This is a genomic window from Acidimicrobiia bacterium (assembly GCA_040880805.1).
Taxonomy (GTDB): domain Bacteria; phylum Actinomycetota; class Acidimicrobiia; order IMCC26256; family DASPTH01; genus DASPTH01.
The window spans coordinates 23024-35616 of the sequence record JBBDHW010000042.1 but is presented as its reverse complement, the minus strand read 5'-3'; the positions used below and the strand labels follow the sequence as shown (position 1 = coordinate 35616).

The 12593-nt window shown below is 68.0% G+C and carries 14 protein-coding genes; 7 read left to right on the top strand and 7 right to left on the bottom strand.

Going from position 1 to position 12593, the window contains the following annotated elements; all coding sequences use genetic code 11:
* Position 1: 1 nt before the first annotated feature.
* The gene (locus WD271_10880; GenBank protein MEX1008334.1) at positions 2-1117 is read right to left on the bottom strand and encodes a nitronate monooxygenase family protein; all 1116 of its coding nucleotides are present in this window, start codon (positions 1115-1117) and stop codon (positions 2-4) included.
* A 91-nt stretch (positions 1118-1208) separates the two neighbouring features.
* On the opposite strand from WD271_10880, the gene WD271_10875 reads away from it, so the two are divergent.
* Entirely contained in the window at positions 1209-2009 is an 801-nt protein-coding gene (locus WD271_10875) for a crotonase/enoyl-CoA hydratase family protein (protein ID MEX1008333.1), read from the top strand.
* A gap of 12 nt (positions 2010-2021) precedes the next feature.
* On the top strand, positions 2022-2867 hold the full coding sequence (locus WD271_10870; protein ID MEX1008332.1) for an SDR family NAD(P)-dependent oxidoreductase: 846 nt from the start codon (positions 2022-2024) through the stop codon (positions 2865-2867).
* A 14-nt stretch (positions 2868-2881) separates the two neighbouring features.
* Here the strand turns inward: WD271_10870 and WD271_10865 are convergent, their stop codons facing one another.
* Both WD271_10865 and WD271_10860 read right to left on the bottom strand, forming a co-directional pair.
* Positions 2882-4105, bottom strand: coding sequence for a serine hydrolase domain-containing protein (locus WD271_10865; GenBank protein ID MEX1008331.1), 1224 nt, complete (start codon positions 4103-4105; stop codon positions 2882-2884).
* Complete coding sequence (locus WD271_10860) at positions 4102-5394, bottom strand: amidohydrolase family protein (GenBank protein MEX1008330.1); 1293 nt, start codon at positions 5392-5394, stop codon at positions 4102-4104. The genes WD271_10865 and WD271_10860 overlap by 4 nt, the downstream gene beginning before the upstream one ends.
* Before the next feature lie 73 nt (positions 5395-5467).
* Here WD271_10860 and WD271_10855 point away from each other — a divergent pair, with 73 nt between their 5' ends.
* A complete protein-coding gene (locus WD271_10855; protein MEX1008329.1) occupies positions 5468-6199 on the top strand; it encodes a TetR family transcriptional regulator in 732 nt (243 codons plus the stop codon).
* Positions 6200-6212: 13 nt separating this feature from the next.
* On the opposite strand, the gene WD271_10850 is transcribed toward WD271_10855, so the two are convergent.
* The 3 genes from WD271_10850 to WD271_10840 are packed head-to-tail and all read right to left on the bottom strand — an operon-like array spanning position 6213 to position 8365.
* Positions 6213-7388: an acyl-CoA dehydrogenase family protein gene (locus tag WD271_10850; GenBank protein MEX1008328.1), complete on the bottom strand. Its 1176-nt coding sequence runs from the start codon at positions 7386-7388 to the stop codon at positions 6213-6215.
* Positions 7381-7839, bottom strand: a complete 459-nt coding sequence (locus WD271_10845; GenBank protein MEX1008327.1) for a VOC family protein — start codon at positions 7837-7839, stop codon at positions 7381-7383. Before WD271_10845 ends, WD271_10850 begins: the two co-directional genes overlap by 8 nt.
* A gap of 4 nt (positions 7840-7843) precedes the next feature.
* Positions 7844-8365 (bottom strand): VOC family protein, encoded by a 522-nt coding sequence (locus WD271_10840; protein ID MEX1008326.1) that lies wholly within the window; start codon positions 8363-8365, stop codon positions 7844-7846.
* Positions 8366-8416: 51 nt separating this feature from the next.
* Here WD271_10840 and WD271_10835 point away from each other — a divergent pair, with 51 nt between their 5' ends.
* Genes WD271_10835 through WD271_10820 form a run of 4 tightly spaced genes read left to right on the top strand, consistent with a single transcriptional unit; the run spans position 8417 to position 11277 of the window.
* Entirely contained in the window at positions 8417-9226 is an 810-nt protein-coding gene (locus WD271_10835; protein ID MEX1008325.1) for a hypothetical protein, read from the top strand.
* Positions 9227-9262: 36 nt separating this feature from the next.
* Positions 9263-9721, top strand: coding sequence for a hypothetical protein (locus WD271_10830; protein MEX1008324.1), 459 nt, complete (start codon positions 9263-9265; stop codon positions 9719-9721).
* Positions 9718-10266: a hypothetical protein gene (locus WD271_10825; protein ID MEX1008323.1), complete on the top strand. Its 549-nt coding sequence runs from the start codon at positions 9718-9720 to the stop codon at positions 10264-10266. Before WD271_10830 ends, WD271_10825 begins: the two co-directional genes overlap by 4 nt.
* A gap of 39 nt (positions 10267-10305) precedes the next feature.
* Positions 10306-11277, top strand: a complete 972-nt coding sequence (locus WD271_10820; protein ID MEX1008322.1) for a glycosyltransferase — start codon at positions 10306-10308, stop codon at positions 11275-11277.
* 11 nt (positions 11278-11288) lie between these two features.
* Here WD271_10820 and WD271_10815 read toward each other — a convergent pair whose 3' ends face one another.
* Positions 11289-12536 carry an amidohydrolase family protein gene (locus tag WD271_10815; protein ID MEX1008321.1) on the bottom strand — a complete coding sequence of 416 codons (1248 nt, stop codon included), beginning with the start codon at positions 12534-12536 and terminating at the stop codon, positions 11289-11291.
* Positions 12537-12593 lie beyond the last annotated feature (57 nt).

The window sequence follows — 12593 nt, the reverse complement described above, 5'->3', positions numbered from 1 at the left end:
GTTACTCGGCGATCTGCTTGAGGCGCTCGGTCGTCTCGATCCACTCCTCGACCATCTCGAAGATCACGTCGCGCGTCGGCCGTACCTGGTTCATCCGGCCCACGATCTGACCGACGGGTGAACCCGCGAGCTCGGGTTTCTGCGCGCGGCTGAACCTTCGCGCCGCGCCCGCGTAGACGATCCCCTGCAACGGCATCGGCAACGGCTCAGGAGTGTCGGTCCTCTCCCACGCGTCCGTCCAGCCGGTACGCAGCTGACGCGCGGGTTTGCCCGTCATCGCGCGCGAACGCACCGTGTCGCGCGACGTGGCCGCGAGCAGGTTGTCGAGCGTGACGCCCGAGGTGTTGCTCTCGGCGACCGTGAGCCAGATCGAGCCCGTCCACACGCCCTGCGCGCCGAGCGCGAGCGCGGCCGCCATCTGCCGTCCGCACCCGATGCCACCCGCGGCGAGGACGGGAACGTCGGGACCGACGGCGTCGACCACCTCCGGCACGAGCACCATCGTGGAGATCTCGCCGCAGTGCCCACCGGCTTCGGTGCCCTGCGCGACGAGCACGTCGACGCCCTGCATCACCTGACGCTCCGCGTGCGCACGCGCGCCGACGAGCGCGCCGACGAGGATGCCGTGGTCGTGTGCTTGCTGGGCCACCTCCGGCGGCACCGGGCCGAGCGCGTTCACGAGCATCGACACCGGGTGCTGCAGCGACACCTCCACCTGTCCGGGCCCCTCCTCGTCGACGTTGAGGCCTGCGGCCTTCACGACGCCGCCCCGGAGCTCATCGGGAAGCGGTGGGATGTCGTACTCGTCGAGCAGCTCCTCGACGAACTGACGGTGCTCCTCGGGAATGAGCGCGTCGAGGCTGGTGATGCTCGCCTCCGCGCCGCCACCCTTCCCCACGTACTTCGCCGGCATCACGATGTCGACGCCGTAGGGCTTGCCGTCGACGTGCTCGTCGATCCAGTTCAGCTCGATCTCGAGTTGGTCGGGGCTGTAGGCGAGCGCGCCGAGCACGCCGTAGCCGCCCGCCTTGCTCACGGCGGCGACGACGTCGCGGCAGTGCGAGAAGGCAAAGATCGGAAACTCGATATCCAGGCGCTCACAGATCGGTGTCCGCACGACAGGACCTCCTTGGGTAGTGAGCAGACTCGACGGCGAAGTTGGCGTCAGGCAGGATAACGCCGCCCCAGCCTCTGTTCCGAGGAGCACGATGCCCGACGCGATCGTCGAACGCGACGAGAGGACCATGGTGATCACGATGAACCGCCCCCAGCGCTACAACGCGCTGTCCGGGGCGATGCTCGTGCGGATGTACGACGCGATGGTCGAGGCCGACGAGGACCCGGAGATCCGTTGTGTGATCCTCACCGGCGCGGGCGGCAATTTCTCGTCGGGCGCCGACCTCCGGGCGATGTCGGGAGACGCCGGCGACGCCGATACGGAGATCGACGTGCAGGCCCGCATGGCCGCCGATCCCGACCTTCCGTACAAAGGCATCCTGCGCCTCTACCGCCCGTCCAAGCCGTTCATCGCCGCGGTGGAAGGCGTCGCGATCGCCGGTGGCACGGAAATCCTCCAGCAGACCGACATCCGGATCGCCGGAGAGTCGGCCCGTTTCGGTGTGAGCGAGGTGCGCTGGTCGCTCTACCCAATGGGCGGCTCCGCGGTGCGGCTCCGGCGCCAGATCCCGTATACCCATGCCGCGGAGATCCTGCTCACGGGCAAGCACCTCACCGCGGAAGAGGCGGCCCGCATCGGACTGATCGGTCGCGTCGTGCCCGACGGCCAGGCGTTGACGAAGGCCAGAGAGATCGCGGCGACGATCGCCGAGAACGGGCCGATCGCAGTGGAAGCCGTGCTCCGTACCCTGCGCGAGACCGACGGCATGACCGAGGCCGAAGCCCTCGCGCACGAGTGGGAATACGGCCAGGCAGTGTTCCAGACGAACGACGGCAAAGAGGGGCCGCTCGCGTTCGCAGAGAAGCGCACGCCGAACTACACGAGGACATGAACCAAGGAAGAGATGGACGAGGACAGCATGGACGATCTTGCCGGACACACGGCCGTCGTCACCGGCGGTGGAAGCGGAATCGGGCGCGCGATCGTGCTCGAGCTCGCGAGCACAGGAATGAACGTCGTGATCGCCGACATCGAGGACGACGCCGGGGGCGCCGTCGCGTCCGAGGCGGAAGCCCTCGGCGCGCGGGCGATCGCGGTCCACACCGACGTATCCGACTTCGCGTCGGTCCAGGCTCTCGCCGACGCCGCGTATGCGGAGTTCGGCGCCGTCCATGTGCTGTGCAACAACGCGGGGGTCCTGGTCTTCGGCGACATGCAAGACCTCAAGATCGAAGACTGGAACTGGCTCCTCGGTGTCAACGTGTTCGGCGTGCTCAACGGCATCTACGCGTTTCTGCCGCGCATGCTCGCGGCGGGCGAGCCCGGTCACATCGTGAACACCGCGTCGATTGCCGCGCTGTCGGGTCGCGGCATCTACGGCGTGTCGAAGTCGACCATCTTGAACATCACCGAGACCTTGCGCACGAACCTGGATGACACGCCGATCGGCGTGTCGGTCTTGTGCCCCGGCATGCTCAACACCAAGATCGTGGCCGCGCAGCGCAACCGCCCTGCGAGCATGGGTCCGAAGGCGCACGAGCCGTTCGGGGCCGAGCCGGTGTCGTTCGGCGTTGATCCCGCGCACTGCGGGCGTCGAGTCCGCGAGGCGATCATGTCGAACGAGCTCTACGTGTTCGCCGGGATCCCGAAGGGACACGAAGCCGGTCTGAAGGACGGCCCGGTCCCGCACGCGCAGGCCCTCGTCGACGCCATCGACGCCGGAGTCGTCGACGAGAAACCCATCGCCTAGACCGTTTTAGGGTGCTACACGAAGGCGATCGGGGCGCCGACGGCGTCGTAGCTGGCCTTGATGAGCCCGCGGGAACGGGGGTCGCCGGCGAGGCCTTGCATCATCCGGTTCATCACGTAGCCGCCGGCGATGCCTGCCTCCGGGTCGACGAACCCGACCGACCCGCCCGCGCCCGAGTGGCCGAAGCCGCGCTCGCCGCCGTACGGGGCGAACAGGGACGAGGTCCAGAAGCCGAGCCCGATCGTGGTGGGCAGCTCGATGCCGGGGAACGAGAGCACGCGGTCGGCACCCTCGGTCTGGCACGTGCGCGCCGCTTCCATCTGCTCGACCGTGAGCAGGGATTCGCTCGGTCCGCCGTCGACCGTGCCCACGAGCGCGGCGTAAAAGCGCGCCAATGACCGCGCGTTGGTGATCCCGTTCGCCGCAGGCATCTCCGCCGCGTGCAGCGCGGGCGTGTTGAAGCCGTCGTCGAGGAACCCGAGCGCGCCGTTGAGCGTCATGGCGCGGCCGACCAGGGTGTCGGGGCCCATGACCGCGGCCGCGAACTGCGCGGTCTCGTCGTCGAGATCGCCGGTGGTCCGGCCGGTACCGACGAGCGGCGCGACTCGATGCTCCTGCTCCGCAGGCAGCCCGATCCAGAATTCGATCCCGAGCGGCTCCGCGATCTCCTCCTGCCAGAACGTGCCGAGGCTCTTGCCGCTGATCCGGCGGACCACCTCACCCACGAGGTAGCCGTAAGTGACCGCGTGGTAGCCGTGCGCGGTACCGGGCTCCCAGAACGGCTCCTGCACCTCGAGCGCGTGGATCACGGGATCCCACGCGAACACGTCGTCGGGTGTGAGCGTCGCGTCGAAGGCGGGGAGGCCCGCCTTGTGACAGAGGAGCCACCGCACCGGGATCTCCTCCTTGCCGGCCTGCGCGAACTCGGGCCAGTACTTGGCAACCGGCGCATCGATGTCGAGCTCGCCGCGCTGCGCGAGCAGATTGGCGCATGCCGCGGTGGCACCCTTCGTGGTGGAGAACACGAGCTGCAGCGAGTCGTCTGTATAGGGTGCGCCGGTCTTGACGTCGGCGGTACCGCCCCAGATGTCGACGACCTTCTTTCCGTCGACGTAGAGCGAATATCCCGCGCCGATCTCGCCGTGCTCCTCGAAGTTCTGCGCGAACACGTCGCGCACTCCTTCGAAGCCAGGCTCGACCGCCCCGCCAATGTTCGGAATATTGGTTTCGACACTCATGACACCAGCTCCCTCTGGTTCTCCGCGTGCAGACCCGGACACTCCTTGGCCTCTTCCGGCACCTCGCTCCACGGGAAGGGCTCGTTGACCTCGGCCTTCGTGGGACACACCCGCTCCGCGATCGGCGCGAGCGCGTCGAGGTCGAACTTGTAGAGCTTCGCCGCGTTCAGCGTGACCAGCTGCTCGACCTCGGCAGGCGGCACACCGGCGAACGTTCGCCGGAGGTGCACACGGGTGTAGGGCTGCGACCCTTCGTTGTGCGGGTAGTCGACGCCCCACATGATGTTCTCGATGCCGACGTCGTGACGGAGGTCGCACTCCTTCGGCCGCAAGAAGCTCGCGCCCACGTGACACTGGCGTCGCCAGTACTCGCTCGGCCGCAGCGACATGTCTTTCGTGGCCGCACGACCGAAGAACACCTCCGACCCGTGGCCGTACTTCATGCGCTCGTAGAAGCTGTCGAGCTCCGGCAGTGTCTCGAGGATCCACTTCGTGCCACTCTCGGTGTTGCAGAAGTGCAGGTTCGGGTGGCGTTCGAACACGCCGGAGAAGATGAGCTGCCAGAGCGGCCGGTGCGCCCACCAGGTGACCTCGAGCATGAACATGGCAGTAGAGGCCGGCGGGTGCATGCCGTAGTCGGGAGAGCCGCCACCGCTGTGGTGGTTGACCGGCATCTCGTTCGCCTCGCAGGCTGCCCAGATGGGCTCGTACTCGGCGGCATACAGCGGGAGGAGCGCGGAGCCGGGTGGCGCGCCCGGCAGCACGATCCCGCCGCGTAGGTTGTGCTCCGCCGCCCATTCGATCTCGTTCACCGAACCCGCGACGTCGGCGAGGAAGATCTGCGCGCACCCGGCGCGACGCTCGGGCGCGAGCGACACGTAGTCGGCGAGCCAACGGTTGTGGGCCTTGAGGCCCGCCCAGCGGTGCTCGTTGTCGTCGCCGACCGGCGGCGCCTCGAGTTGGCTCCGCGCCATCGGCGCGAACGGCGGCTGCGTGTTCGGAAAGATCACCTCGGCGACCCACCCGTCGGCCTCCTGTTCGCGGAGGCGACGCTCGCTGTTCCAGTTGCGATCGGCGTCGACCTCGGGGTCGCCGTCGACGCCCACCGACTTCTTCATGCCGAGGCTCTTCATCATCTCTCGCATCATGCGCGAGCCCTCTTCCATCGATGCCGCCCACTGCTCGAAGTCGTCGTGGTACTTCGACTCCAGGTACTGCTTGTAGTCGCGGAGGTCGGCGCCGGCGTGGGCGTCCGCGGAAATCAGGATGTACCGGTCGGACTCCGTCATGGTGCGCACCTCATGCAGTGAACTTGGGTGAGGGATATCTCATGCTGCTGGGCGTCGCGTATCCTACGGGACGATGACAGCCGAGAGCACTGACGCACTGGCGGGCGCGGCGGCGCGCCGCCGGCCCGGACGCCCTGCTCGTATCGACCGCGAGAGCATCGTGCGCGCTGCCGCGGAACTGGCGGGCGAAGCCGGTGCCGAACAGGTCACCATGACCTCGGTCGCCGAACGACTCGGTGTCGCGATGCCCGCGCTCTACTACCACGTGTCGAGCCGCGACGAGCTCCTCGGCCTCGTCGGTACTTCGGTGTTCGAACGCATCGACGTCCCGGACATCGCGGCCTGGGACGAATGGCTCCTCGCGTTCGCCCGCACGTTGCGCGCCCGCGCCCAGCAGAACCCGCGCCTGGTGAACACCACGCCGATCACGGCGCACGGGCTCGTCAACGTCCCGCTCGTCGAAGGGGCGCTCCAACGACTCGTCGCGGCCGGGTTCTCGCCCAAGGAGGCGCTGCTCGCCTTCGACGACGTCGTCGCCACCACCATCGATTCCGTGCGCCGCGACTACTGCATCAACCACGAGGCTGCCAACGGCAACACCCAACTCTCGCTGTTCCGGGCTGCGCTCCGCGACATCTCCCGCAGCGAGGCGCCGTTGATGTGGCAACTGGCCGACCGCTTCGCGGAGATGCCCGACACCGTCGAGATCAGCCGCGACGCCTGGTTCGAGCGGCACATCCACGTGCTCGTCGCCGGGCTGCGCGCCTCGCTCGAGGGACGCACGACCCTCCCGGGCATCTCCTGATCCTCGAGCCGCGCTAGATCGGCTCGCGCGGCAGTCCCAGCACGCGCTCTCCCAGCACGTTGTGCTGGATCTCGTTCGACCCGCCGTAGATCGTGTCGGCCCGGCTGAACAGGAAGAGCTTCTGCGCGAGGGTGAGCTCGTACGGCAGCGTCTCACCGATGAGTCCCTCGGCTCCGAGCACGTCGATGCCGAGGTTGCCGAGATCGCGGTGCCAGGTGCCCCAGAACAACTTTGAGATCGACGCCTCCGGGCCCGGTACGCCGCGCGCGGACATGCTGCGCAGCGCGTTCCACCGCATCAACCGCAGTCCGATCCACGAACCCACGAGACGCTGGCGAACCACCGGGTCCCGGTCGAGGCCCCGCGCCCGCGCGTGCGCGAACACGTGGTCGAGCTCGCGTTCGAAGCCGACCTGTTGCGCGAGCGTGGACACGCCGCGCTCGAAACCGAGCAAAGCCATCGCGACGCGCCAGCCCTCGCCCACCTCACCGAGCACGAGGTCGGCTTGGGTGCGCGCGCCGTCGAAGAAGACCTCGTTGAACTCGCCGCCGCCGGTGATCTGCACGATCGGCCGCACCTCGACTCCGGGCTGCTCCATCGGCACGAGCAGGAACGACAACCCGGCGTGACGTGACGACGAAGGGTCGGTACGCGCCACCACGAAACACCAATGCGACACGTGCGCGAGCGAGGTCCAGACCTTCTGGCCTGTGAGCACCCACTCGTCTCCGTCGAGCACTGCGCGTGTCTGCACGTTGGCGAGATCAGATCCCGCGTTCGGCTCGCTGTACCCCTGGCACCAGCGCTCCTCGCCACCCAGGATCGGAGGGAGGAAGCGCTCGTGCTGCTCACGCGTTCCGAACTCGATCAGGGTAGGTGCGAGCAGGTTCTCACCCATGTGGTTCACCCGCGCCGGCGCGTCGGCGCGGGCGTACTCCTCCGCCCAGATGATCTGTTGCGCGAGGGTCGCACCGCGACCACCATGTTCGACTGGCCACCCGAGCCCCACGAAGCCCGCGCGTCCGAGCTCGCGTTCCCAGGCGACGCGTTCGTCGAACCCGAAGTCTTCGTCGCCCGGCCCGCCGCGTCCACGGAGCGCGGCGTAGTCCTCCACCACGTGATCCGCGAGCCACGCCGCAACGTCCCGCCGGAAGCCATCGTCGCCGCCGGCGAGGTCTACGTCAGGCATCCGTGGCGCGAGGCGGGACACCGCGCATGAGCTCGATGCGCACGCCGTCGGGATCCATGAGGAACACGATGTCGGTCCCGAGGTTGCCACGCGTTTGGTCGAGGACGAAACCGCCGTGCTCGAGCATCTGCTCCGCGGCTTCGTCGACGTTGTCGACGTAGAAGCACAGGTGGGTGAGGCCGAGCTGGTTCCGACGCGTCGAGGGCGAACCGACAACGCCGGGCTCGTGGAACTTCAGCAGTTCGATGCGCAGCCCGTCGCGCTCGATGAGCTGCGAGGTGAGGACGACGTCGGCGCGCACCTCGAGGCTGCGCTCGAGGCCGGGAAGCTTCGTGCTGTCGAGCTCGTAGCGTTGGGCGACCTCGAACCCCAGCCCTTCGCAGTAGAAGCGCATGGAACGATCGAGATCACTCACGCAGATCCCGATGTGTGACGGCGTGTAGTCGGCCATGGCGTCAGAAGAGCGGACGGACGGGGTCGGTGCCGTCCCAGTGGTTCGCCGCGTCGCGAATCTGGTCGTTCATGGCCCGGGTTCCCGTGTTGAGCTCCATGATCTCGACGATCGTCCCTCCGATGCCCATGTCCAGGTACGCGAAGCGCGTCGCGCCGCCGCCGTCACCCGATTGCACGACCGCCCAGCCCGTCTCGGCGGCGCGCGCCATCACGGCGTCGAAGTCGTCCGTCCAGAACGCGACGTGGTGGATGCCTTGGTGCCCCGCGTCGAGAAACTCGTGGTAGACGCTGGGAACGTCGCCGTGCGGCTGGATGAGCTCGATCTGGAGATCGCCGGAGTTCGACCACGCGATCGAGAGGGTGGGGTCCGATCGCTCGCCGTGGAAGAACATCGCCGACTGCTCGGCGTTCCGCATCGTGAACCAGGGTCCGACACCAGCGGCGACCCACTGCTCGATCGCGTGGTCGAGATCGCGCACGACGTAGCCGTTCTGGCGTACCGCGCCCGGGAGAATGCCGTCCACTCAGACGGGAGAGTAGCGTCGGCGCCCGCACCGGACGCGAGGAGGTCTGTCATGCCGCTCCCGGCCAAGCGCGAGTACCCGATCAAGCTCGGCACGCTGCTCTTCACGATGGTCGAGCCCACGCGCGGTCACGAGCTCGAGTACAACCGGTGGTACGAGCACGACCACTTCTACGCGGGCTGCATGATCGGCCCGTGGCAGTTCGCCGGCGATCGCTTCGTCGCCACCCGTGGCCTGAAGGACCTCCGCTACCCGGCCGAGACCGACATGACGCCCAACCCGCTCACCGGGTCGTACCTCGCGATCTACTGGGTGCTCGAAGGCCACCACGACGAGTGGAACCGTTGGGCAGTCGACCAGGTGAACTGGCTGCACGCAAACGGACGCATGTTCGAAGAGCGCCAGCACATACACACGCTGCTGTACGAGAACCGGTGGAGCAAGCGACGCGATCCGAACGGCTGCACGATCGAGCTCGCGCTCGATCACGAGTACCCCGGGCTCGTCGTCGTCGCCGGCGACGTCAAGGTTGGGCACACGCACGACGAGGTCGACGCGTGGTTCCAGGAGACGTACCTGCCGGATGCGATGTCGCGACCGTGGGGACCCGAACTGGTCTCGAGCTCGACGACGCTGCCGCTGCTCGACGACCGGCCCGCCGATGTGGCGGCCCCCGCCGCCGGCCCCGATCGCTTCCTGCAGCTCCACTTCCTCGACCACGACCCCGCCGAGGACTGGGCCGACGGCTACGCCACCATCGGCGACGCCATCGAGGAGAGCGGTCTCGCTACCCACGTGTGGACCGGGCCGTTCATCAACACCGTCTGGGGCACCGATACCTACACCGACCAGCTCTGGTAACAGCAAACCGCTTGCATAGTGGGTAAGCTACCCACTATGGCGTTCGTCGTCGGGCGGCCGGGGGGGCGGTTCGAGGTGCGGGAGTCTCGCGCGACCCCACGTGGCCCACGCGCCCGCACGCTCGCCACGTTCACCACCCTCGACGACGCGGTCGTCGCGCACGTGATCGAACGCGCCGAGGTGCTCGTCGACGTGCACGCGCTCGTCCACTCGGCGCGGCGTGCCGGTGCACCGGTGCGCGTCGGCGCGTCTCCCGTCGACATCGCGGCGCGCGCCCTGCTCGCCGAGCTCCGGGTGGGTCATCGCCCGTCCCCGGCGCTCGCCGCCGCGCTCTCGGAAGCCGTCGAACCCGAGGTCGAAGTGTCCGACTCCGTGCGCGCCGCTGCGGCCTGGAGCGGTGCAACGCTCGAGGAACGCGGCGAGGCCTTGCGCGATCTGCTGCTGCTCGCTGACCGGTTACCCGTTCCGCGCCGCGCCAGTAGCAGAAGGCTATGAAGGAACCGTCGCTTCCCGACAAGGTCGTGGCGCTCCACCGCGCGCTCGAGCACGCGGGCATCGCACACGCGTTCGGGGGCGCGCTCGCCCTTGCGTACTACGCGGAGCCGCGCACCACGGTCGACGTCGACCTCAACGTGTTCGTCACTGCCGAGCACGCGGGCGAGATCGCGGCCGTGCTCGGTCCGCTCGGCGTCGACACCTCACCGCTCGACGGAACAACGTTCGCACGTGACGGGCAGGTCCGCTGTCGCTGGGGCCGCACCCCGATCGACCTCTTCTTCGCCTACGACGCGCTCCACGACGCAATGCGTGCGCAAGCATCTCCAGTGCCATTCGGTCCTGACACGATCCCGATCATCGGCGCCGAACATCTCGTCGTCTGCAAGGCAGTCTTCAACCGTCCAAAGGACTGGCTCGACATCGAGCAGGTGCTCGCCACGGTCGACGGTTTCGACACGGCCGACGCGCTCCGCGAGCTCGAACGGCTGGTAGGTGCCGACGACCCGCGCGCCGCGCAGACGATCCACCAGCCTCTCGGCTGACTACGTCACGCGCACCGCTCGCGCGGCATAATCGGGGCGATGCCCGGATCCGACGTGACGATCGTGGTCGTACCGCGGGAGAGCTTCAGCCAGTCGGAGGCGTCGCTCGAGAGCGTCCTGAGCTGCACTCGGGTTCCGTTCAACCTCGTCTATGTCGATGGCAACTCGCCGAGGCGGATCCGTCGATATCTCGATGCACGGGCCCGCCAGGCCGGGTTTACGCTCGCGCGCACCGACCGCTACGTCTCACCAAATAAAGCGAGGAACCTCGGTTTCGCTCACGTCGGCACTCCGTACGTCGCCTTTGTCGACAACAACACCATCGTGACCGAGGGGTGGCTCGACTCGCTGCTGCGGTGCGCACGCGAGACGAACGCGGCGTTCGTGGCGCCCGTCTACTGCGTCGGGAGCTTGAACTCGCCGGTCATACACACGGCAGGGGGTGAGGGGCATATCGAGATCATCGATGGTCGCCGTCAGCTCGTCGACGTGCACCATTACTGCGACCGTCCGCTCGCCGAGGTGCGCAACGAGTTCCGCCGCGCTCCCTGCGAAGTTGCCGAGTTCCACTGCGTGCTCACCCGAACCGATGTGGTCGCCGCCATGGCAGGTTTCGACATCGGGCTGCCCGCCGCGCTCGAGCACATCGACTTCGGTCTGCAGGCTGCCGCGAGCCACGATGGCGGCTGGTTCGAACCCGAGGCGGTCGTCACCTACCTCCCCCCTCCGCCGCTGGCAATCTCCGACGCGCCCTACTTCGCACTGCGCTGGAGCAAGGACTGGATCGACACAAGCTTCGAGCACTTCGCCGGCAAATGGCAGCTCCGTCTCGACGATCCCGGACTCCGCGGAAACCGCGAGTGGCTCGAGAAGTACCGGTGGAAGTACCTCCGCTATCTCCGCGGCGGCCTCCGCCGAACTCTTGGCCCGCGCGCGGTGCACACCGCCGAGCGAGTCATCGACCGCGCCGTGTCGTCCACTCTCGTGCGCGCCAACAGTTCGGGCTCGTGACGCGTCAGTCCCTAGAACGGGCGGCGTTCGACCTTCTCGAACCACACGGTGCTGGAGTGCTCCGGGATCTCGTCTGCCGGAAGCGGACGTGCAACCTCTTCGACCGTCGGCCCGATGCCCTCGGCGAGCGCGTCGAGTTGCGCGAGGTCGAGGTCGTAGACCATCGCCGCAGTCGTGCCGAGCATCTTCCGCACCTCGTCGGGGTCGACTCCCGCGAACGTGTAGCGCAGCGCCTCGCGCGAGTACGGCGTGGTGCCCTCGTTGTGCGGGTAGTCACTCCCCCACATGATGTTGTCCACACCGATCTCGTGGCGCAGCTTGCACTCCTGCGGCCGCAGGAAGCTCGACCCCATGAACACGTTGCGGTGGAAGTACTCGCTCGGCTTCATCGACAGGGTGCGCGCCTGCTCGCCCGCGAACATCACCTCCATGTTGTCCTTGCCGGACGTGAACCGCGCGTGGAAGTCGTCGAGCATCATGAGCGTGCCCGGCACCCATCCGGTGCCCTGCTCGGTGAGCGCGAGCTTCAACGTTGGGTACCGCTCGAAGATCCCGCTGAAGATGAACTGCCAGAGCGTGCGGTGCGAGAACCACGACGTCTCGATCAAGAACAGCGCGCCCGACGCGGGGTGCTTCCCCGTGCCGATCTGCTCGGGACCCGAAGTACCGCCGTGGTTGTTGATCGGCACGTCGTACTCCGCGCACGCGGCCCAGATCGGCTCGTACTCCGTCGCGTGGTACGGCTCGATCGGTGAGCCGGGCGGAACGCCGGGCAGCAGGATCCCGCCCTTCAATCCCGATTCCTTCACCCAGCGGATCTCCTCCACCGCGGCGTCGACGTCGTTGAGCAGGATCTGAGCGACGCCGGCACGCCGACCCGGCGCCTCGGCACAGAAGTCGACCATCCACCGGTTGTGCGCCCGCAACCCCGCGGCCCGCAGCTCGTACTCCTCCGCGGTGGGCGGCATCGCAACCAGGCTGCCGCTCGGGAAGAACGGCGGGATCGTGTTCGGGAACAGGACCTCGGCCACGATGCCGTCGGCGTCGAGCTCGCGCAACCGCCGGTCGCTGTCCCAGTTGCGGGTGCGCTCGGGCCGATCCAGATCGGCCCACGGGTTCACGTACGCGGCGCGCCACCGTTCCCAGTCGTCGTGGTAGCGCCGCTCGAGGTACGGCCGGTAGTCATCGAGGTCGGCGCCCGCGTGGCCGTCCGACGAGACGATCGTGAAGTGGTCGGTGGCGGTCAGGGTGGCAGTCATGGCGAACTCCCCTTGGGCTCGACGCGGCGGCGCGTTCGTGGTATTTAATCTTGTCGC